A 20,142-nucleotide genomic window follows, 5' to 3' on the forward strand; every position below is an offset into this window, starting at 1 on the left:
CTCGGTTCGGGGCTGCGGCGAAAGAAGGGCCGCCAAAATCATAGGATGACCCGATGACTGTGGCAAAGCATTAAAGTGCGGACAGGCCCCGTCCCCACCACCAGGAGCACCGTGCAACCCGTCCGCCGCAGCACCCTGATCACGCAGGTCACCGAACAACTCCGCGACGAGATCCGCTCCGGACGCTGGCCCGTGGGATCCCGCATCCCCACCGAACCCGAACTGGCCGAACGCACCGGCACCGGACGCAACACCGTCCGCGAGGCGGTACAGGCCCTCGTCTACTCGGGACTGCTCGAACGCCGGCAGGGATCGGGCACGTACGTGCTCGCCGACACCGAGCACACCGCGTCGCTCGGCGCCTACTTCGCCGGCGCCCACCAGCGCGACGTCGTCGAACTACGCCAGTCCCTCGACGTGACCGCCGCCGGCCTGGCCGCGCAGCGACGCACCGACGACGACATCCGCACCCTACGGGCCCTGCTCGACGCACGGGCCGCGGCCTGGGACGGCACCGATCTCCGCGCCGCGGTGGCCGCCGACATGGCCCTGCACCGCGGCATCGTCGCCGCGAGCCACAACCGCGTGTACCTCGAGTTCTACGACTCGCTGCTGCCGACCATCGAGGCCACCGTCCTCGAACACGTCACGGCCACCGGCATCGGCTTCCACGACGAGCACACCGACCTGGTCGACGCGATCGTCGACGGCGACACCGACCGGGCTCTCGCCACCGCACGCTGCTTCTTCGCCGAACTCCTCGCCGGCTACACGTCCACCGACGAGCGGTGAGACCACACCTCGACCACAGGCCGGGTCAGGATCGGTGGTGGTGCTCGAGCGCCTCCTGGAGTTCGGCGATCCGCTTGCTCTCCTGAGTGTCCAGTTCCACCATGTCGGCGGCCGTCACGACGTGGGCGTCGGGTCCGGGGAACACCAGCGCCTCGTGCTCGTCGTGCAGCCATACGACCAGGTACGGCGGCCCACCTTCGGCTCCGCGCACGTCGCGGATCTGCCCGACCTCGTCGGGTGCCCCGACGGTCGTTCCCTTGACGATGAGCCAGTCTCCCGGTTCGGCGTTCATGACGCCCTCCTCGATCGAGTTCGTTGGTGCCGGTCGAACCACGAATCCAGTATCACCGACACAGGTGCACGGTCAACAGTGGCCGATCCGCTCCGACTCCGATCAGAGGATCAGCCGGATCATCTCGGCGGTACGGATCAGCCCGGGCAGCGCCTCGGGTGTGGACCGCGGATGCAGCGTGTGCACCGACAGCCGGAACAGCAAGGCCCGCAACAACATCTGCGGCCACTCCGGCAGGTCCTCCCACCGTCCGATCAGGCCCTCGTCGGCGCCGCCCCACGACAGGGCGTCGACGACGACGACTCCGGCCGCCCACGCCGCCGGACGCCAGTACGGGGTGATGTCGGTAACCCCGGGGGCCGTACTGCCGGTGAACAGGACCGTGCCGAACAGGTCGCCGTGGACGAGCTGATCGGGGGTCTGCACCGGCCTGCGCAGCGACGCCAGCTGCCCGATCAGTTCGACGCTGCGCTTCGCGTCGGCGGACAGGTCCTCGAGTGCACCGGCGGCGCGGGCGGTGCGCAGCGGCACCGTCTCCCACGCGGCCCGGTCGGCGGCGACGAACACGTCCACGTCGGCCCACGGTGCAACCGGCGGCTGCGCCAGGAACCGGGGGCGTTCGAGTTGCGCGGTCGCGGCGTGCAGACGCAGCGACAGCGACACGACCTCGTCGTGACGGGGTTCGGGGGTGCCGGTGAGGAACGTGTCGGCCCGCCACCCTGAGACGACGTAGCGGCCGTCGGTGGCGCGTACCGGGCGGGCCAGCCGCACCGCGTCCACCGCGAGGGTTTCCCGGACCTTCGCCGACCAGGCGGCCCGTGCGTGGTCGGCGACCGGGGTCAGTACGACGTCGCCGAGACGCCAGCCGCCTTCCCAATCCGACCCCAACGCGACCGGCTCGACCTCGCGGAGACCGAAAGTGGAACAGACGTGCTGGGGTGGTTGTGCTGAGCTCACGGCGGTCAGGCTACCGTCGCGAGCGGTCGGTTCCGGTGAGGCACCCCGGCGAACCCGACAGCGTGACCAGGCTGTGACCAGGGCTGCGCGGGCCGGTGCGCCGCGGTCAGTACACCGGCAGCGACGGATCCACCTGATGTGCCCACGCGATCACCCCGCCCTGCAGGTGCACGGCGTCGGCGAACCCGGCCCGCCGGACCGCGGCGAGGGCCTCCGCCGACCGGATCCCGGTCTTGCAGTGCAGCACGATCCGCTTGTCCTGGGGCAGCTCCGCGAGCGCGTCCCCGGACAGGATCCGGTCCTTGGGGATCAGCGTCGCCCCCGGCAGGTGCACGATGTCCCACTCCACCGGTTCGCGGACGTCGACGATCGCGATGTCGGCGCCGGACTCGATCAGTTCCCGCAGCTCGGACGGCGTGATCGTCCCGTCGGCCTGGACGTCGGTCTCGGGTACGACGCCGCAGAACGCGTCGTAGTCGATCAGTTCGGTGACCGGCACCCGGTCGGGGTCCCGGCTGAGCCGGACCTTGCGGCAGCTCATCGCGAGCGCGTCGTAGACCATCAGGCTGCCCAGCAGCGGCTCCCCGATGCCGGTGATCAGCTTGATCGCCTCGGTCGCCATGATCGAGCCGACGGTACCGGGCAGCACCCCGAGGACGCCGCCCTCGGCGCACGACGGGACGGCGCCCGGCGGCGGCGCCTCCGGGTACAGGTCGCGCAGCGTGATCGAACGATCGCCGGGGGCGGCGTCCCAGAACACCGACACCTGCCCCTGGAAGCGGTAGATCGATCCCCACACGTACGGCCGGCCGGCCAGGACGGCGGCATCGTTGACGAGGTAGCGGGTCGCGAAATTGTCGGCGCCGTCGAGGATCAGGTCGTACTGCTCGAACAACGCCACCGCGTTGGCCGCCTCCAGCCGGAACTCGTGCAGGCGGACGTCGACGTACGGATTGATCTCGCGGACGGAGTCCCGCGCACTCCGAGCCTTGGACCGTCCGACGTCGGCGGTGCCGTGGATGACCTGACGCTGCAGGTTCGACTCGTCGACGACGTCGAAGTCGACGATGCCGATCGTGCCGACACCGGCCGCCGCCAGGTACAGCAGCGTCGGCGCGCCCAGACCGCCCGCACCGATCACCAGCACCCGGGCATTCTTGAGTCGACGCTGCCCGACCGTGCCGACGTCCGGAACGATCAGGTGCCGGCTGTAGCGGGCCACCTCGTCACGACTCAGTTCGGACGCCGGCTCCACCAGCGCCGGAAGCGGATTCTTCGCGGACACACACGCTCCTGACCTCGACCGGAAAGCTCGCATCCAGCCTAGGCGCTGCCGAACTCCACCTCGAGGTCGCGCAGGTCCGAGACCACCACGTCGGCGCCCGCCGCCCGCAGCGCATCCGCGTGATGCGTGCGGTCGACACCGACGACCAGCCCGAACCCGCCCCGTCGGCCCGCCTGCACCCCGGCGAGGGCGTCCTCGAGCACGACGCACTCCCCCGCTGCCAGCCCCAGCCGGCGCGCGGCCTCGAGATACGTGTCGGGTGCCGGTTTCCCGGGCAGGGACAGCCGGTCGACGTCGACGCCGTCGACCCGCGCATCGAACAGGTCCGTCAGCCCCGCCGCGTCCAGGACCCGGGTCGCGTTGCGGCTCGCGGTCACCAGCGCCACCGCCGTGCCCGCTTCCCGCAGCCGCCGGATCAGCGTGACGGTGCCGTCGAACACGACGACACCGTGCGCCTCGAGCTCACGGCGGAACAGGGCGTCCTTGCGGGCGGCCAACCCGCACACCGTGTCCGCCGTCGGCGGATCCGACGGGTCACCGTGGGGCAGGTCGATCGACCGGGACGCCAGGAACGACGCCACCCCGTCGACGCGGGGACGCCCGTCGACGTACCGGAGATAGTCGTCGGACGTGAACGGCGGCTCCCCCCTGCCACGGTCGGCGAGGACATCGTCGAACAGGCGTGTCCACGCCCGCTCGTGGACCCGGGCGGTATCGGTGACGACACCGTCCAGGTCGAACAGGAAACCCGAGCATCCGACGCCCCCGATCGACGCCGTGGGCGCAACGGTCACGGCCGGCCTCCTGTCAGCCCCGCGGGTACGGCCACGGATTGAACCGGCACACCTTGCCGTCCATCGGGACCACACCCTCCGGGTCGAGCATCGCGATGTCGTTGTTCGCGGTGCCGAACGTCTGCTGCATCATCACCGGCGCCAGACCGCCGTCCACCTCGCACGGCTGATGCGTCTCGTACCCGATCGCGTGCCCCACCTCGTGGTTGATCTGGTACTGCCGGTACGAGCCGATGTCGCCCTGGTAGGCGATCGCGCCACGCACCCAGCGGGCCTCGTTGAGCACCACCCGGTCGATACCCGGGTTGTAGCAGGACACCTCCAACTGGATGTCGTAGCCGCACGCCTCCCGGATCGTCATCGGCGACGTCAGCGAGATCCGGAAGTCCGGGCCGTCCCCGGCGAGCATCGGGTCACCCGCGTCGACCCGGCGGAATGCGAACCGGGGATCCTTCGTCCACCCCTTCGGGTTGGCGAGCGTCTGGTCGATCATCCGGCCGAACGACTCGTCACCACCGAACCCCGCGGTGTCGATACCGTCCTCGACCTCCACCGAATACGTGAACACCCGCTCCGTGCCCTGCCCCACCTGGCCGGTCGCACCCGGTACGACGTGCCACGTCTTTGCGCCGGCCTCCACGTACTGGCCACCGTCGGGCAGCGCACCGGACGGAACGGTGTCCGCGAAGTTGCCGTCGGCGACCGGCGGCACCCCCACGATGTTCGTGCTGTCCGAATGGCTCAGTTCCCCGAACCCCGGATTCCCGAGGTTCTCGTCCGCGGTGTCGCCGCCACCGCGGACGGCGTCGACCAGCACCAGCACCGTCACGACCAGCAGGATCGGAACGGCGTACGCCCGCCACCCGTACATGGTGACGAAACGGCCGAGCCGGCTCTGCTTCCGGGCGTCCCGTTCGGGGCGGGGCGTCCGGGGACGACCGATGTTGCGACGCGTCGGATCCCACAGTGCCCGCAGCGGCTCGTGCGGATCCGGCACCCGCTCGGCGTCGGACGTCTCGGGGGCCGGGCCCCGCAGTCGTGGTCCTCCTCGGTCAGTCACCCCGCCAGAATCTCACAGTCCCGGTCCCCCCTTCACCTGCCGCAGGTGAACGCGTGACCGGCCTCGCACACGTCGGCCCGGAGTGGGATGCTCGATGTGGGGACCCGGAAGATCGACCGGAGAACCGGGCAAGTTCTCCGGGAGTTCACCGGTTACGAGCGGAAACCTTCCGGGTATCGTGCACATGATTTACCTTGCCCCGAGAGGTTCGACTCAAGTCGGGCATCGAATCGACCGAGGCTCTTGTGCAGATTGGGAGCGACATGACTGAACTCGCCGACCGGACACACTCCGGTCGCGCCGCCACGACCGCAAACGGTCAGGGCGCCCGCCGCAGCACCCGACTACCCCGGGATGCGCGACGCCTTCAGTTGCTCGCGGCAGCCAGCGAGGTCTTCGTCAGCCGCGGGTACCACGCGGCCGGAATGGACGAGATCGCCGAGTGCGCCGGCGTGAGCAAACCTGTGCTGTACCAGCACTTCCCCGGCAAACTCGAGTTGTACGTCGCGGTGCTGCAGAGCTACGTCGACAGCCTCATCTCGGGAGTCCGGCAGGCGCTGCGGTCCACGACCGACAACAAGCAGCGCGTCCGGGCCGCGGTACAGGCGTTCTTCGACTTCGTCGACAACGACACCCAGGGCTTCCGGCTCGTCTTCGAATCCGACCTCATGGGTGAGCCGCAGGTGCAGCAGCGGGTCGAGCAGGCCACCGAGGCATGCGTCGACGCCGTGTTCGACCTGGTCGCCCACGATTCGGGTCTCGACCCGTACCGGGCCCGCATCCTTGCGGTCGGACTCGTCGGCACCAGCCAGTTCACCGCCCGCTACTGGCTCGAGGCCGCCCGCCCCATCCCCAAGGAAGAGGCCGTCGACACCACCGTCGCGCTCGCCTGGGGCGGCCTGTCGCACGTGCCGATGCACGGCGACCTCAGCTAGGCGACCACTCGCCGACCACGCACACACCCCTCACGCAGAAGGGGCGTGTGGCCCGGAATCCCCGGACCACACGCCCCTTCTGTCGTCTCGGAACTAGCTCGTCGTGGGAGCGAACCCGACCTTCCGGCCGTCCGCCGGGCCGATCTCCACGTAGGTGATCCGGCTCGACTGGACGAGGAACTTGCGCCCCTTCTCGTCGACGAGCGAGAGCACACCCTCCGCACCACCGAGTGCGTTCGTCACGAGCGCCTCGACCTCGTCGGCCGACTGCGCGCTGACGACGACGAGCTCACGCGGGCTGTCAGTTACACCGATCTTGACCTCCACGGTCAACCTCCGAACTCTCCGAGCGCTTCCAGCTGTCCCGGCCAGATTAATGCAGCCCCACCGTGGCAGGCCCGCCGTGACACTGCGCCGAGAGCGAACAGTGCCGAACCGGGGCCGCCGGAGAGACGCCGGAAGTCCGTCGGGGGTCGTCAGACCAGGCCCAGGACCGCCATCCGCTCGGCATGCTTGGCCTGCATGTTGTCGAACAGCGCGGCGACGCCGTTGAGGCTGCCGGTCGCGGCCATCACCAGATCGGTGAGATCCTCGCGCCGCGCGAGCACGAACTGGGCCTGCGTGATCGCCTCCCCGAGCAGGCGCCGGCCCCACAGCATGAGCCGATCCTTCTCCGTCTTGCTGCCGGTCACGACCGAGTGCACCTCGTGGACCACGAACTCCGAGTGCCCGACCTGCGCGAGCACGTCGCTGACGATCCCCCCGACCTCGGCGGGCAGCGAGTGTGCGATCTCCCGGTAGAAGTCCGCGGCGATACCGTCACCGACGTACGCCTTCACGAGCGCCTCGAGCCACGTCGACGGGTCGGTGGACGCGTGGTAGTCGTCGAGGGCCCGCACGTACGGTTCCATCGCCGGATAGACGTCGATGCCCCGGTCGGTCAACGCCGACCGCAGCACGTCGAAATGCGCCATCTCGGCGGCGGCCATGCTCGCGAGCGCGACCCGGCCCTGCAGTGTGGGGGCCATCCGGGCATCGTCGGCCAGCCGGTAGAACGCGGAGATCTCACCGTAGGCGAGGACCGCGAACAGTTCGGCGACACCGGGATGGTCGGCTGCGATGGTCGGCACGGACGACAACGAGGTTTCGGCTCCCATGCGGGCCAGCCTAGACCCGGCCACCGCGGTCGTCGGGCTCAGCGGTGATCGGCGAGAAACGTGACATACGCCATTGCCCTGTCGGGTTCGAACACCCCGACCGCTACAATTGCGGCGGGAGACCATTACTTCGCACCCGGCCACCACGTCATTCGGGCACGTCGTTCGAGACGAACCGGGTCCGGCCTCCCGACGACAATGTGCGCGCACCTGATCGACGACGCCCACCGTTGCTCGCCGAAATCGACACCGGTTTCCGTGCTGAAGCAGTGGCCGACATCCGGCCCGGTGGCACCGACGCAAGAGGGCACCGACATCGGCCGACTTACGGCCAGGCCCCTTACCTCGTGCGTGCGTGCCGATACGAGGAAGGCCAGTCCCCTGAGCGAGAGCACGATCGACATCACCCCCGACACCACCCCCGCGGTGCACACCGCCCCCTCCTTCGCCGAGCTCGGCGTCCGCGACGAGATCGTCCGGGCCCTCGCCGAGATCGGTATCGAACGCACCTTCGCGATCCAGGAGCTGACGCTCCCGCTGGCACTCGCCGGCGACGACCTCATCGGTCAGGCGCGCACCGGCATGGGCAAGACGTTCGGCTTCGGCATTCCGCTGCTGCACCGCGTGTCCACCGCGAATTCGGGTACGACGCCGCTCGACGGCACCCCGCGTGCCCTCGTGATCGTCCCGACCCGCGAGCTGTGCATCCAGGTCACCCAGGACCTCGAGAACGCGTCGAAGTTCCTGCAGGCCGGCGACCGCAAACTCCAGGTCCTCTCGATCTACGGCGGCCGCCCCTACGAGCAGCAGATCGATGCGCTCCGCAAGGGCGTCGACGTCGTCGTCGGCACCCCGGGCCGTCTGCTCGACCTCGCCAACCAGGGTCACCTGATCCTCGGCAAGATCGGCGTCCTGGTCCTCGACGAGGCCGACGAGATGCTCGACCTCGGCTTCCTGCCCGACATCGAGCGCATTCTCGGCATGGTCCCGGACAAGCGTCAGACGATGCTGTTCTCGGCCACGATGCCCGGCCCGATCATCACCCTGGCCCGCACGTTCCTGACCCAGCCGACGCACATCCGTGCCGAGGAGCCGGAGTCGTCGGCCGTGCACGAGCGCACCAGCCAGCACATCTACCGCGCCCACGCCCTCGACAAGGCCGAGATGGTCGCGCGGATCCTACAGGCCGAGGGCCGCGGCGCGACGATGATCTTCACCCGCACCAAGCGCACCGCGCAGAAGGTCGCCGACGACCTGAACGAGCGCGGCTTCAAGGTCGGCGCCGTGCACGGCGACCTCGGTCAGGTCGCCCGCGAGAAGTCCCTCGAGGCGTTCCGCAAGGGCACCGTCGACGTCCTCGTCGCCACCGACGTCGCGGCCCGCGGCATCGACATCGACGACGTCACCCACGTCATCAACTACCAGTGTCCCGAGGACGAGAAGACCTACGTGCACCGTATCGGCCGCACCGGTCGCGCGGGCCGCACCGGCACCGCTGTCACCCTCGTCGACTGGGACGACGTGCCGCGCTGGCAGCTCATCGACAAGGCCCTCGAGCTCGGGGTCGCCGAGCCGGTGGAAACCTACTCGAGCTCGCCGCACCTGTTCGAGGAGCTCGGCATCCCCGCCGACGCGAAGGGCACGGTCCGCAAGCCGCGCGCCGAGCGTCCCGCGAAGGAGTCCGCCGAGAAGAGTGGCGCGAAGGCCGACGGAGACAAGCCGGCCCGCACCCGCACCCGCCGGCGTACCCGCGGCGGCAAGACCACCGAGAACACCACTGCCACCGCCACCGAGACCGCGCCCACCGGCGGTCCCGCAGCGGATTCCGCGACCGGCGACCAGCCGGCGGCCCCGCGTCGCCGTCGTCGTCGCCGTCGTTCGGGCGCCGGTGCGGAGGCCGCGGCCACCGAGTCGGCGAGCGTGTCCGCAGCCTCCGAGTAACTCGGAGCAGAACCCTTCCGGATCGACGCCGGGTACCCTCGCCCCTGTGCCGGCACCCGAGCGTCGTACCCGTCTGGACGTGGCGGCCGCCGCGACGATCGCGATCGTCGTGGCGGTCGCCACGACCGTTCTCTGGCTGCGCAGCGACGCCCGGGGAACCACGTCGATCACTGCGAGCACCCCTGCCTCGGAAGCACTTCCGGTACTCACCCCACCGGAGACGCTGAGCGAGATCTGGCGTGCCACCAGCGGCGCGTCCTCCGCCCCGATCGCCGCGGACGGCGCGGTCGCCACCGCCGACGACGGCACCGTCACCGGACGGGACCGGCTCACCGGCGACGAACTGTGGCGATACCAGCGGGACATGCCGCTGTGCGGGACCATCGGCGCCTGGAACAGCGTCGTCGCGGTGTACCGGGACCAGCGCGGCTGCAGTCAGGTCACCCAGCTCGACGGCGCGAGCGGTGCCCGGGAGGCGCAGCGGTCCAGTGACGCCGACGACGACGTGACCCTGTCCTACGACGGCACCTACATCGTCTCCCGCGGCCCGGAGCGGCTCGAATCGTGGCGGTCGGATCTGGTCCGCACCCTCGAGTTGGGCCGGGTCGACGCCCCGATCAACCCGCACAAGCAGCCGCATCCCGGCTGCGAGCTGATGTCCGCGGCGGCCGGCGGGACCCGGCTGTCGGTACTGATGCACTGTCCCGGTGAGGCCGGGGACCGGCTCAGTGTCCTCGACATCGCCCCGTCCGACAATCAGGAACCCCACGAGTTCGGCACCAGCCTCGTCGGTGCCGCCAACACGCCGGGCGCCCGCATCGTCGCAGCGTCCGGCGACCGGACCGCGGTGTACGTGCCGGCCGGTCCCGTCTCGGAGCAGCGGCTCGCGATCTTCGACGGCAGCGCGAACGAGATCGCGTCCCACCCGGTGCCGGGACCGGTCTCCGAGAACGCGACCGCGGCCCGCAACGGTGCGGTGTTCACGTGGTGGACCGGCAGCGAGCTGATCGCACTGTCCACCAGTGAACTCGCGCCGCGCTGGACGGCGGCGGCCGGCGCACTCGGCCCCGGCACGATCATGGCCGGCGCCCTGCTGGTCCCGATGCCCGACGGCACGGCTGTCGTCGACCCGAGGACCGGCACCGAGAATCGGCGCATCCCGATCGACCGGGACGACGTGTCCGGCCCGATCACGATGTCCGTTCTCGGTGACGTCGTCCTCGAGCAGCGCGGCGACGAGGTCGTCGCCCTGCGCTGACCGCTACGGGACCGACTCGAACGTGACCAGTGCGGCCCCGTCGAACCAGTGGGCCGAAAGGCTCTGCGCCAGTTCGCGATACGCGTCGGCGCCCTTGTTCTTGCGACCCGACAGGACCGTCGCCCCGGACGCCGACGCCTCCGCGAACCGCACGGTGCGCGGGATCGGCGGGGCCAGCACCGGCATGGCGTAGCGGTCGGAGACGTCGGCGAGGACGTCGCGGCTGTGAGTGGTCCGGGCGTCGTACAGCGTGGGCAGCGCACCCAGCAGGACCAGGTCGGGGTTGGTGATCTGCTGCACCTCGGACACCGTCCGCAACAACTGCCCGACACCGCGGTGCGCGAGCGTCTCGCACTGCAACGGCACCAGCACCTGCTGCGCCGCGGTCAACCCGTTGAGGGTGAGCACCCCCAGCGACGGCGGGCAGTCGATCACGACGACGTCGAACAGGTCCAGCAGCGGTGCGAGCGCCCGCTTCAGTGCGAATTCGCGGCCCGGCCGCATCAGCAGCAGTGCCTCGGCGCCGGCCAGATCGATCGTCGCGGGCAGCAGGGACACCCCGTCGCCGGTGTCGAGCAGGACCTCCTTCGCCGGGATGTCGCCGACGAGCACGTCGTGCACCGACCGCTCGAGCCGGTCGGGGTTGTGCCCCAACGAGAACGTCAGACATCCTTGCGGATCGAGGTCCACCACGAGTACCCGTCGACCGAGGCCCGCGAGCGCGGCCCCCAGCGACGCCACCGTCGTGGTCTTGGCCACCCCACCCTTTTGATTCGCTACAGCCAGCACCATCGTCACGGCCTCGATCCTTGCGTACTCGCGGTCCGAACGCGAGAGCCTGCCCACAGCGGGCATGATGATCGAGTGACCACATCCGACCGCCGCCTCGTCCTGCTCCGACACGGCGAAACGGAGTGGGCTCGGCTCGGCCGGCACACCGGCGTCACCGACGTCGACCTGACGGTGCGCGGTGTCGCACAGGCCCGGGCTGCCGGCCCCCTGCTCGCCGCACTGGGACTGCGCGATCCGCTCGTCCTCACCAGTCCGCGCCGACGGGCCCACCTCACCGCGGATTTGGCGGGCCTGTCCGGGGATCGACGCTGGGACGCGCTGGCCGAATGGAACTACGGGGACTACGAGGGCCGCACGACCCCCGAGATCCGTGAGCAGATCCCGGACTGGACGGTGTGGACGCATCCGTGCCCGGGCGGCGAAACCCACGAGACGGTCGCGTCCCGCGCCGACATGGTGCTCTCGACGTGCGAGGCGGCGCTGCCCGACCGGGACGTGGTCCTCGTCGGGCACGGTCACTTTTCCCGCGCACTGATCGCCCGCTGGATCGAACTGCCCGTGACCGAGGGCCGCCGTGTCGTGCTGTCCCCGGCCGGGCATACCGTGCTGAGTTACGAGCACGGTTTCCGCACCATCGTCACGCACAACGTGACGCCCGAGAAAGGTATCGAGTGATTTCCGCACCGTCCGCCGTCGTCCGCCGCGCCACCGAGGCCGATGTCGCCGCGATCACCGGCCTGATCTACGAACTGGCCGAGTACGAGAAGGCCCGGCACGAGTGCACGGTGACGCCCGAGCAGATCACGGCCGCCCTGTTCGAGCCGGCGCCGGCCGTGTTCGCGCACGTCGTCGAGGTCCCGACGGCCGACGGGCCGCAGGTGGTGGGGACGGCGGTGTGGTTCCGCAACTTCTCCACCTGGGACGGTGTCCACGGCATCTACCTCGAGGACCTGTACGTGACGCCCGAGCATCGGGGCGCCGGATACGGCAAGGCCCTGCTGGCGACGCTCGCCGCCGAGTGTGTCGACAACGGCTACACGCGGCTGGCGTGGTCGGTGCTGAACTGGAACACCCCGTCGATCGGCTTCTACGAGTCGCTCGGCGCGGTCGCGCAGGACGAGTGGACGACGTACCGGCTCAGTGGAGCTCCGCTGGCCGCGTTGGCCTCCCACGCCCCGCGGTAGGCCCGGTCGGGCCGGGTCAGTCGTCCTCGGACGGAGCGTCGGGTGCGGCGTATCCGGCGGCCATCCACCGGGACGTGCTCGCCGAGAACAGCAGCACGAGCGCCGAGAGCACCACGATGCCCAGCAGGATGCCCCACAGCATCTGGTGCGAGGTGAAGACGTACCACGTGACGGGCAGTAGCAGCAGCTGCGCGAGCAGCGCGATCGTGCGGCCCCAGCGGTGGCCGAGGAGCAGGGCGATCCCGGACGCCAGGACGGCCCCACCGAGGATCGCGAACCAGGCGGCGGTGCCGTAACCGCTGACGACGCTCTGGTCGGCACCGGCCAGCCCGCGCACCACGAGGACGATCACGAAGATCATCGCCACCGTGCCCTCGAGTGTGACGAGTGCACCGGCCCCGCGGACGGATCGAGGGACCGGGACGGGCGCAGACTGATTCGACACGCGGTCAGCCTATACATCGAGGCGCCCCGGTTAAGCTGATCCCCCGTGCACGCCCTGCTGATCGTCAACCCCAATGCGACGTCGACCACACCGGCCGGCCGCGACCTGCTCGCGCACGCGTTGTCGAGTCGGGTCCGGTTGACGGTGACACACACGACGCACCGCGGTCACGCCGCCGAACTGGCCGCCCGCGCCCGCACCGACGGAGTCGCGCTGATCATCGTGCACGGCGGTGACGGCACCGTGAACGAGGTCGTCAACGGACTGCTCGGGGCGCCGCACCCGGTGTCGATGCGGTCGGTGCCGGCCGGGCCGATCCCGCTCGTCGCGGTGGTGCCGGGTGGTTCGGCGAACGTGTTCGCCCGCTCCCTCGGGATCGCGCCCGATCCGGTGGATGCGACCAATCAGCTGATCGATCTGCTGGCGGCGCGGCGGCGGCGCACGATCGGACTCGGGCACTGCGACAACCGCTGGTTCACGTTCAATGCGGGCATGGGCCTGGACGCCCAGGTGTGCGAGGCCGTCGATCACGGGCGCAGCGCCGGGCAGGCCGTCACCCCGGCGCGGTACGTGCGGCACGCGGTGCGGGCGTTCTTCCGTGCCAAGCGTGCGGAGCCGACGCTGACGGTCGAGGTGCGCGGCAGTCGGCCCGAGCCGTTCGACGGCGGCGAGCCCGAACCGTTCGTCGCCGACGGCGTCCACTACGCCTTCGTGTCGAACTCGACGCCGTGGACGTATCTGAACAAGCGTGAGGTGCACACGAACCCGGGGACGAGCTTCGACGGCGGGCTGGGCCTGTTCGCGATGCGCACGACGCGTGTCTTTGCCAGCTTGCGCGTCGTACGTCAACTACTCAGCACCGGATTATCACCTAAATCACATTCATTGATTCGATTCGACGACGTTTCCGATATCCGAATCCGCGCGAGTACACCGATCGGCCTTCAACTGGACGGCGACTATATCGGCCTGCGCTCCGACGTGACATTCACCGCAGTTCCGGATGCACTCACGGTCGTCGCACCGGACGCCTCCTGAGCCGATCCGGGCGGTCAAGGGCTACCAGATCGGGTCCCGGCGCAGGAACCGCCCCCCTTCACCACGCGAAACCGCTGGTGAGCACCACAGACCGGCCATTCTGGATAGGATGCCCTAACCAAGTGAGCTTCCCCACGCTGTCGCCGGAACCTATTGACTTCTCCCTCGATCGTGAAAGCATTCACAAGTAACCGCGCTGAAACATGCAAGTAAGCGCCCCCTGAACTTGTGAATGCATATCGGTGCCGCGTGCACCCTGTTAAGGAGTAGAAGGATGGACTGGCGCCACAACGCAATCTGCCGCGACGAGGATCCCGAACTGTTCTTCCCCGTGGGAAACAGTGGCCCGGCCCTCGCGCAGATCGCCGACGCCAAGGTCGTGTGCAACCGCTGCCCCGTGACGGCCGAGTGCCTGTCCTGGGCCCTCGAGTCCGGCCAGGACGCCGGCGTGTGGGGCGGCATGAGCGAGGACGAGCGTCGCGCACTCAAGCGCCGCAACGCCCGCACCCGCGCACGTACCGCGGTCTAGTCTCCACGGACTACACGACGAGGGCCCGGCACCGTTGGTGCCGGGCCCTCGTCGTGTCGGTACCGGACGGCTTCGGTCCCGGACTGCGCCGGTGCACGATTCACATCAGACGCGGGACGCCCTGCGCCCCAAGGGGACTCGCAGGATCGCATCGGTTCCGCCGCCCGTCGACGGGTGCAGACTCAACGATCCACCGAGTTCGGCGTCGACGAGGGTCCGCACGATCTGCAGTCCCAGCCGATCGGACTTCTCGAGACTGAAACCGTCCGGCAGGCCGTGCCCGTCGTCGTGGACGACGACGTCGAGCCAGCGGGCCGAACGTTCCGCCCGCAGGAACACCACGCCCTCCTCACCGGGGTCGAAGGCATGCTCGATCGAGTTCTGGACCAGTTCGGTCAGCACCATCACCAGCGGGGTGGCGCGTTCGGCGGCGAAGACACCGAGGCTGCCCTCGCGCCGGATCTTGATCGGCATGTTCACCGAGGCGACGTCGGAGAGGATCGGGACCAGCCGGTCCACCACCTCGTCGAGATCGACTTCCTCGTCCACCGACATCGACAGGGTTTCGTGGACGAGCGCGATCGACGTCACCCGCCGCACCGACTCGGACAACGCCTGCCGGGCCTCCTCGTTGCCGGTGCGCCGGGCCTGCAACCGCAGCAGGGCCGCGACGGTCTGCAGGTTGTTCTTCACCCGGTGGTGGATCTCCCGGATCGTGGCGTCCTTGCTGAGCAGTGCGCGGTCCCGGCGTTTGACCTCGGTGACGTCCCGGACGACGACGGCGGCACCGACGACCTCCCCGCGCGGCACCAGGACGAGGGCCCGTAGCAGCACCGTCGCACCGCGTGCCTCGATCTCCATGCGATGGCCGAGCCGGCCGGCGACGGTCCCGGCGATGTAGTCGGCCACCTCCTGCGACTCGAACGTGTCGGTGATCAGGTCGCGGGTCGTGGAGGCCAGATCCCGGCCCACCAGGTCGGTGTTGAGGCCCATCCGGTGGTACGCGGATTTCGCATTGGGGCTGGCGTAGACGACGCGCCCGTCGGGGTCGAGGCGGATGAAACCATCGCCCGCGCGGGGGCTGGAGTTGGTGTCCGAGCGGGACTCCGGGTTGGGGAACGTGCCCTCGCTGATCATCTGGCACAGGTCGGCGGCGCAGTCGAGATACGCGATCTCGAGAGGGCTCTGGGCCCGCTGCTGCGCCAGGTTGGTGTCGCGGCTCAGGACGGCGATCACCGCGCCCTCGTGCCGGACCGGGACCGCTTCGCGGCGCAGGGGGGTGCCGTCGCGCCAGGCCGGGTCGACGGCGGTGACGATCTCACCCTCGAGGAGGGCTTCGAGAACGTGCGGATGCTCGGATTCGGAGACGACCGTCCCGACGGCGTCCTCAGGGAAGGCCGTGGACGCCGTCGTCGGACGACACTGGGCGACGCACACGACGGTCACCGGATCGGATGCGGCGGCTCCCGCCTCGTCGTGATGCTCGGTCGGCACCCACAGCAGGACGTCGGCGAAGGACAGGTCCGCGAGGAGCTGCCATTCGCCCACCACCTGCTGCAGGTGGTCGACCGCGGCGCCGGGGAGGTCGGTGTGCTCGGCGAGCAGATCACTCAGTGTCGACACGAACCGGCCTCCGCTCGTCGCCTCGAATTCAGCTGATGACGGCGATCAGGTCGCCCTGCTGGATGACGTCGCCGACCTTCACGTCCACGGTGGTGACCGTGCCCGCCGCCTCGGCCAGCACCGGAATCTCCATCTTCATCGACTCGAGGATCACCAGGGTGTCGCCCTCGTTCACCTCGTCACCGGCGTTCACAACCACCTGGTAGACGGTCGAAACCATTTCGGCGCGCACATCTTCTGCCACAGGGAACCTCACTCTTCGCGGACGGTCGCGGACCAGCCAATGGAACCACAGCCAACCACACGTGAAACACTGGGACGAACCGAGTTCACACACCGAAAGGAGCTACTCATGGGTAAGCGTGGCCGTAAGAAGCGCAGTCGTAAGGGCAGTGCCGCCAACCACGGCAAGCGTCCCAACGCCTGAGACGCCTGACGTACGAAACGGGGGCCGGTGAGCACAGCGCTCACCGGCCCCCGTCCGCGTTCCGGGCCGTCGACCGGTTGCCGGTCAGTCGTCGGTTTCGGCGAGGATGACGGTGTGCCGGATCTGGATCGACAGCCGTTCCCGCAGCCCGTCCGGCGCATGCTCGCCACCACATTTGCGACCGATGAGACTCTTGACCTTCTCCTCGATCCCGTACGCCGCGAAGCACGCCCCGCACGTGTCGAGATGATGCTGGATCCGGGCCCGTGAATGCTCGTCGCATTCCCGGTCGAGGAGCAGCCACACGTCCGCGATCACCGCCGAGCAGTCCAGTTGCTCGAATTCGTTCTCCCCGGTCACCGGGTAACCTCCTGCTCCGCTGTTGCCCCGCGGTTGAATCCACGTTCCTTGGCGACGTCCGCGAGCAGGCCGCGCAACTGTTTGCGCCCGCGGTGCAGCCGCGACATGACCGTCCCGATGGGCGTGCCCATGATCTCGGCGATCTCCTTGTACGGGAAGCCCTCGACGTCGGCGTAGTACACCGCCATCCGGAACTCCTCGGGCAGCTCCTGCAGGGCCGCCTTGATGTCCTCGTCGGGCAGCGCGTCGAGCGCCTCGACCTCGGCCGACCGCAGACCGGTGGACGTGTGCTCGGCTGTCGCGGCGAGCTGCCAGTCGGTGATCTCGTCGGTCGGATACTGCGCGGGCTGCCGCTGCTTCTTGCGGTACGAGTTGATGTACGTGTTGGTGAGAATCCGGTACAGCCAGGCCTTGAGGTTGGTGCCCGCCTTGAAGGACCGGAACGCCGAATACGCCTTGACGTACGTCTCCTGCACCAGATCCTCGGCGTCGGCCGGGTTCCGGGTCATCCGCAGCGCGGCCCCGTACAGCTGATCGAGCAGCGGCAGGGCGTCCCGCTCGAACCGCGCCGTCAACTGCTCGTCGGTCTCCGGCCTGTCGCCTGCGGGGTCCTCCCCAGGTTCGTGGTCGCCTCGCACACCGATCCCTTCGCTTGCCGTAGGGATCAAGGCTACCGCCGCCACCGGCTCGTCCACCGGACGAACACGTTCGGGACACAACACCGTCACGCCACCACTTCCCTTCACCACAGGCCTGCGGCAGTGTTCAACAGCGCGCGGGCACGTCGTGTTCCCGGCGGGCGGTCTCTCGTAGAGTTCCGGGTCATGGCCGGAACCTCGACACCCGCGACGAAACTGCTCGACAAGGAGAAGGTGGCACACCGTGTCCACTCCTACGATCACGATGCGCGGGCCGCGTCGTACGGCGGTGAGGCCGTCGACTCGCTGGCCGGGGTGCTCGGGGTGCAGCCGGCCCAGATCTTCAAGACCCTCGTGATCAAGACCGACACCGGCAAGCTCGCGGTCGCGGTGCTGCCGGTGCCGTCGAAACTGTCCCTCAAGGCGGCCGCGGCGGCGGTCGGCGCGGGCAAGGCCGTCATGGCCGAGCAGGCCGACGCCGAACGCTCCACCGGCTACGTCCTCGGCGGCATCTCCCCGCTCGGGCAACGCAAACGGCTGCCGACGGTGATCGACGCGTCCGCCCTGGAATGGGATCGGGTGCTGTGCAGCGCCGGCCGCCGCGGCCTCGAGATCGAGGTGGCGCCGCAGGACCTGGTGCGACTCACCGGCGGCATCGTCGCCGCCGTGACCGCCGGCTGAGCCGGCAATCGGACTCAGGCGGCTGAGCCGGCAATCGGACTCAGGCGGCTGAGCCGGCAATCGGACTCAGGCGGCTGAGGGGAATCAGTAGCCGAGTACCGCTGTTGCCTCTCGGGAAGATCATTCGACGAACGAAAGACGGTGTCCGTCATGCCCGGCCTCGCGCTGCCCCTGTCCATCCTCGATCTGGCGTACATCGGGTCGGGTGAGACGGTGGCCGACAGTTTCCGGTCGAGTGTGGAGATGGCGCGTAATGCGGAGCGGTGGGGATATCACCGGATCTGGTACGCAGAGCACCACAACATGCCGTCGATCGCGTCGTCGGCGACGAGTGTGCTGATCGCGCACGTCGCGGCGCACACGGAACGGATCCGGCTCGGGTCGGGCGGGATCATGCTGCCCAACCATTCACCGCTCACGATCGCCGAACAGTTCGGCACGCTCGCCGAACTGCATCCGGGGCGCATCGATCTGGGTCTGGGCCGGGCGCCGGGCACCGATCAGCCGACGATGCGGGCCCTGCGCCGCGACCCGAGTGCCGCCGACTCGTTCCCGCAGGACGTGCTCGAACTGCAGGGGTATCTGGCGGGGGCGTCCCGCATTCCCGGGGTCGCCGCGATTCCCGGTGCGGGTACGCACGTGCCGCTGTACGTGCTCGGTTCGTCACTGTTCGGGGCGCAACTGGCGGCGGCCCTCGGGTTGCCGTACGCGTTCGCCTCGCACTTCGCCCCGGATGCCCTGCACGACGCGATCGCCGTCTACCGGCGCGACTTCCGCCCGTCCGCGCAGCTCGCCGAGCCGTACGTGATCGCCGCGGTCAACGTCATCGCCGCCGATACCGCCGCCGAAGCACACCGGATCCTCGAACAGACCGAACGCACCCGCGTCGAACGGTTCCTGGGCCGCGGTCGCACCTTCACCGACGAGGAGATCGACATGCTCCTCGAGGCGCCCGCCGGCCGCCAGGTGCTCGCCATGATGCGCTACACCGCCGTCGGCACCCCCGACACCGTCCACGACTACCTCGCCGCCTTCGCCGAACGCACCGGCGCCGACGAACTCATGATCGTGTCGTCCGCCTCCGAACGGAACGCCTGGATGCGGTCCCTCGAACTGGTGGCCGAGGTGGCCGGCCTCGGTGACCGTCCCACCGTCACAGCAGACTGATCTGCTCCCCGGCCCGTTCGCCGTCGTCGGGGGCCAGCAGGTCGGGCCCGTTGTTGCGGACGCTGTTCACTTTCGGGGAGACGCGTCGGATCTCGACGGCGGCGACCGCTTCGAGGCTGGGACGGATGAGATCCGGGTGTCCGAGGCTGTCCGGGTCGAGCCACGCGTCCCACCGGTCGGGCGGCAGGATCAGCGGCATCCGCTCGTGCACGTTCGCCAACTGGTCCACCGAATCGGTCGTCAGGATCGTCGTCGACAGCAGCGGCGGATCGGTGGGCGCCTTCGGGTCGTGCCACACCGACCACAGTCCCGCCATGAAGATCCGCTGCCCGTCACCGCGGGACATGTAGTACGGCACCTTGACGGCTCTACCGGCCGTGTCCCCGGGGGCCGGCTCGGTCTGCCACTCGTACCAGCCGTCCATCGGGACCAGGCAGCGTTTGTGCCGCAGCGACGTCCGGAACGACGGTTTCGTGGCCACCGTCTCGGAACGCGCGTTGAACAACGGGGCACTCCTGCCGGGATCCTTCGCGTACGCCGGCACCAGCCCCCACCGCATCCGCCGGATCCGGCGCCGTACCGGGCTGTCGGCGTCGCCGTGGTCGTGGCGGGCGACCACGGTGAGGACACCCGTCGTCGGCGCCACGTTGTAGTTCGCCGATTCCACCGGCTCCCCCGTCTCGTTCACCGCGTCGAGTTCGACGGCGAGGGCCGCCGGGTCGGCCGTCGTCGCATACCTGCCGCACATGTCCGCCAGCTCCCTTCGCACCGGATGTCCCCTCCCATG

25 protein-coding genes are annotated in these 20,142 nt (G+C 69.5%); 11 read left to right on the top strand and 14 right to left on the bottom strand.

Annotated features, from left to right (window positions below; translation table 11 throughout):
• Positions 1-111: 111 nt before the first annotated feature.
• A complete protein-coding gene (locus Q5696_RS15235) occupies positions 112-792 on the top strand; it encodes a FadR/GntR family transcriptional regulator (RefSeq protein ID WP_305092147.1) in 681 nt (226 codons plus the stop codon).
• Positions 793-817: 25 nt separating this feature from the next.
• Here the strand turns inward: Q5696_RS15235 and Q5696_RS15240 are convergent, their stop codons facing one another.
• The 5 genes from Q5696_RS15240 to Q5696_RS15260 form a co-directional block, all read right to left on the bottom strand.
• Positions 818-1,084: a DUF1918 domain-containing protein gene (locus Q5696_RS15240; protein ID WP_305092148.1), complete on the bottom strand. Its 267-nt coding sequence runs from the start codon at positions 1,082-1,084 to the stop codon at positions 818-820.
• Positions 1,085-1,186: 102 nt separating this feature from the next.
• A complete protein-coding gene (locus Q5696_RS15245; protein WP_305092149.1) occupies positions 1,187-2,041 on the bottom strand; it encodes a TIGR02569 family protein in 855 nt (284 codons plus the stop codon).
• Positions 2,042-2,147: 106 nt separating this feature from the next.
• Positions 2,148-3,326 carry an adenylyltransferase/sulfurtransferase MoeZ gene (moeZ, locus tag Q5696_RS15250; protein WP_305092150.1) on the bottom strand — a complete coding sequence of 393 codons (1,179 nt, stop codon included), beginning with the start codon at positions 3,324-3,326 and terminating at the stop codon, positions 2,148-2,150.
• Between the two features lie 38 nt (positions 3,327-3,364).
• Positions 3,365-4,120 carry an HAD family hydrolase gene (locus Q5696_RS15255; protein WP_305092151.1) on the bottom strand — a complete coding sequence of 252 codons (756 nt, stop codon included), beginning with the start codon at positions 4,118-4,120 and terminating at the stop codon, positions 3,365-3,367.
• 13 nt (positions 4,121-4,133) lie between these two features.
• Positions 4,134-5,180 (bottom strand): DUF3152 domain-containing protein, encoded by a 1,047-nt coding sequence (locus Q5696_RS15260; protein WP_370654802.1) that lies wholly within the window; start codon positions 5,178-5,180, stop codon positions 4,134-4,136.
• Between the two features lie 263 nt (positions 5,181-5,443).
• Between Q5696_RS15260 and fasR the strand changes: the two genes are divergently transcribed.
• The gene (fasR, locus tag Q5696_RS15265; protein WP_305092152.1) at positions 5,444-6,115 is read left to right on the top strand and encodes an HTH-type transcriptional activator FasR; all 672 of its coding nucleotides are present in this window, start codon (positions 5,444-5,446) and stop codon (positions 6,113-6,115) included.
• A 93-nt stretch (positions 6,116-6,208) separates the two neighbouring features.
• Here fasR and Q5696_RS15270 read toward each other — a convergent pair whose 3' ends face one another.
• Positions 6,209-6,442, bottom strand: a complete 234-nt coding sequence (locus Q5696_RS15270) for a DUF3107 domain-containing protein (RefSeq protein ID WP_305095318.1) — start codon at positions 6,440-6,442, stop codon at positions 6,209-6,211.
• Positions 6,443-6,591: 149 nt separating this feature from the next.
• Positions 6,592-7,272: a ferritin-like fold-containing protein gene (locus Q5696_RS15275; protein WP_305092153.1), complete on the bottom strand. Its 681-nt coding sequence runs from the start codon at positions 7,270-7,272 to the stop codon at positions 6,592-6,594.
• 351 nt (positions 7,273-7,623) lie between these two features.
• Here Q5696_RS15275 and Q5696_RS15280 point away from each other — a divergent pair, with 351 nt between their 5' ends.
• Together Q5696_RS15280 and Q5696_RS15285 are read left to right on the top strand one after the other, a co-directional pair.
• Entirely contained in the window at positions 7,624-9,213 is a 1,590-nt protein-coding gene (locus Q5696_RS15280; protein ID WP_305092154.1) for a DEAD/DEAH box helicase, read from the top strand.
• 46 nt (positions 9,214-9,259) lie between these two features.
• Entirely contained in the window at positions 9,260-10,471 is a 1,212-nt protein-coding gene (locus tag Q5696_RS15285; RefSeq protein ID WP_305092155.1) for an Rv3212 family protein, read from the top strand.
• 3 nt (positions 10,472-10,474) lie between these two features.
• Here Q5696_RS15285 and Q5696_RS15290 read toward each other — a convergent pair whose 3' ends face one another.
• Positions 10,475-11,269: a ParA family protein gene (locus Q5696_RS15290; RefSeq protein ID WP_305092156.1), complete on the bottom strand. Its 795-nt coding sequence runs from the start codon at positions 11,267-11,269 to the stop codon at positions 10,475-10,477.
• A 66-nt stretch (positions 11,270-11,335) separates the two neighbouring features.
• Between Q5696_RS15290 and Q5696_RS15295 the strand changes: the two genes are divergently transcribed.
• Together Q5696_RS15295 and Q5696_RS15300 are read left to right on the top strand one after the other, a co-directional pair.
• A complete protein-coding gene (locus Q5696_RS15295) occupies positions 11,336-11,938 on the top strand; it encodes an acid phosphatase (protein WP_305092157.1) in 603 nt (200 codons plus the stop codon).
• Positions 11,935-12,447, top strand: coding sequence for a GNAT family N-acetyltransferase (locus tag Q5696_RS15300; RefSeq protein ID WP_305092158.1), 513 nt, complete (start codon positions 11,935-11,937; stop codon positions 12,445-12,447). The genes Q5696_RS15295 and Q5696_RS15300 overlap by 4 nt, the downstream gene beginning before the upstream one ends.
• 16 nt (positions 12,448-12,463) lie before the next feature.
• Here Q5696_RS15300 and Q5696_RS15305 read toward each other — a convergent pair whose 3' ends face one another.
• A complete protein-coding gene (locus tag Q5696_RS15305) occupies positions 12,464-12,892 on the bottom strand; it encodes a hypothetical protein (RefSeq protein ID WP_305092159.1) in 429 nt (142 codons plus the stop codon).
• A gap of 45 nt (positions 12,893-12,937) precedes the next feature.
• Between Q5696_RS15305 and Q5696_RS15310 the strand changes: the two genes are divergently transcribed.
• Positions 12,938-13,930, top strand: a complete 993-nt coding sequence (locus Q5696_RS15310; RefSeq protein WP_305092160.1) for a diacylglycerol/lipid kinase family protein — start codon at positions 12,938-12,940, stop codon at positions 13,928-13,930.
• 274 nt (positions 13,931-14,204) lie between these two features.
• Positions 14,205-14,459: a WhiB family transcriptional regulator gene (locus Q5696_RS15315; RefSeq protein WP_031937408.1), complete on the top strand. Its 255-nt coding sequence runs from the start codon at positions 14,205-14,207 to the stop codon at positions 14,457-14,459.
• A gap of 105 nt (positions 14,460-14,564) precedes the next feature.
• Here Q5696_RS15315 and Q5696_RS15320 read toward each other — a convergent pair whose 3' ends face one another.
• Positions 14,565-16,082: a sensor histidine kinase gene (locus Q5696_RS15320; protein WP_305092161.1), complete on the bottom strand. Its 1,518-nt coding sequence runs from the start codon at positions 16,080-16,082 to the stop codon at positions 14,565-14,567.
• A 28-nt stretch (positions 16,083-16,110) separates the two neighbouring features.
• Positions 16,111-16,326 carry a biotin/lipoyl-binding carrier protein gene (locus Q5696_RS15325; RefSeq protein WP_305092162.1) on the bottom strand — a complete coding sequence of 72 codons (216 nt, stop codon included), beginning with the start codon at positions 16,324-16,326 and terminating at the stop codon, positions 16,111-16,113.
• A 108-nt stretch (positions 16,327-16,434) separates the two neighbouring features.
• Between Q5696_RS15325 and Q5696_RS21510 the strand changes: the two genes are divergently transcribed.
• Entirely contained in the window at positions 16,435-16,509 is a 75-nt protein-coding gene (locus Q5696_RS21510; RefSeq protein WP_095887907.1) for a 50S ribosomal protein bL37, read from the top strand.
• Between the two features lie 84 nt (positions 16,510-16,593).
• Here Q5696_RS21510 and rsrA read toward each other — a convergent pair whose 3' ends face one another.
• Positions 16,594-16,869, bottom strand: a complete 276-nt coding sequence (gene rsrA / locus Q5696_RS15330; RefSeq protein ID WP_305092163.1) for a mycothiol system anti-sigma-R factor — start codon at positions 16,867-16,869, stop codon at positions 16,594-16,596.
• Positions 16,866-17,507, bottom strand: coding sequence for a sigma-70 family RNA polymerase sigma factor (locus tag Q5696_RS15335; protein WP_305092164.1), 642 nt, complete (start codon positions 17,505-17,507; stop codon positions 16,866-16,868). Before Q5696_RS15335 ends, rsrA begins: the two co-directional genes overlap by 4 nt.
• A gap of 186 nt (positions 17,508-17,693) precedes the next feature.
• Between Q5696_RS15335 and ybaK the strand changes: the two genes are divergently transcribed.
• Both ybaK and Q5696_RS15345 read left to right on the top strand, forming a co-directional pair.
• Complete coding sequence (ybaK, locus tag Q5696_RS15340; protein ID WP_305092165.1) at positions 17,694-18,188, top strand: Cys-tRNA(Pro) deacylase; 495 nt, start codon at positions 17,694-17,696, stop codon at positions 18,186-18,188.
• Positions 18,189-18,338: 150 nt separating this feature from the next.
• Positions 18,339-19,355: an LLM class flavin-dependent oxidoreductase gene (locus tag Q5696_RS15345; protein WP_305092166.1), complete on the top strand. Its 1,017-nt coding sequence runs from the start codon at positions 18,339-18,341 to the stop codon at positions 19,353-19,355.
• Here the strand turns inward: Q5696_RS15345 and Q5696_RS15350 are convergent.
• The gene (locus Q5696_RS15350) at positions 19,342-20,103 is read right to left on the bottom strand and encodes an SOS response-associated peptidase (protein WP_305095319.1); all 762 of its coding nucleotides are present in this window, start codon (positions 20,101-20,103) and stop codon (positions 19,342-19,344) included. The two genes, Q5696_RS15345 and Q5696_RS15350, sit on opposite strands and share 14 nt — an antisense overlap.
• Positions 20,104-20,142: the final 39 nt, after the last annotated feature.

The sequence above is a fragment of the Prescottella sp. R16 genome (assembly GCF_030656875.1).
Lineage (GTDB): Bacteria > Actinomycetota > Actinomycetes > Mycobacteriales > Mycobacteriaceae > Prescottella.

What these genes read in the sequence shown, in the direction of transcription:
- ybaK (WP_305092165.1), top strand. Translation starts at nt 17,694, where the DNA reads ATGGCCGGAACCTCGACACCCGCGACGAAACTGCTCGACAAGGAGAAG.
- Q5696_RS15240 (WP_305092148.1), bottom strand. Translation starts at nt 1,084, where the DNA reads ATGAACGCCGAACCGGGAGACTGGCTCATCGTCAAGGGAACGACCGTC.
- Q5696_RS15315 (WP_031937408.1), top strand. Translation starts at nt 14,205, where the DNA reads ATGGACTGGCGCCACAACGCAATCTGCCGCGACGAGGATCCCGAACTG.
- Q5696_RS15350 (WP_305095319.1), bottom strand. Translation starts at nt 20,103, where the DNA reads ATGTGCGGCAGGTATGCGACGACGGCCGACCCGGCGGCCCTCGCCGTC.
- fasR (WP_305092152.1), top strand. Translation starts at nt 5,444, where the DNA reads ATGACTGAACTCGCCGACCGGACACACTCCGGTCGCGCCGCCACGACC.
- Q5696_RS15345 (WP_305092166.1), top strand. Translation starts at nt 18,339, where the DNA reads ATGCCCGGCCTCGCGCTGCCCCTGTCCATCCTCGATCTGGCGTACATC.
- Q5696_RS15275 (WP_305092153.1), bottom strand. Translation starts at nt 7,272, where the DNA reads ATGGGAGCCGAAACCTCGTTGTCGTCCGTGCCGACCATCGCAGCCGAC.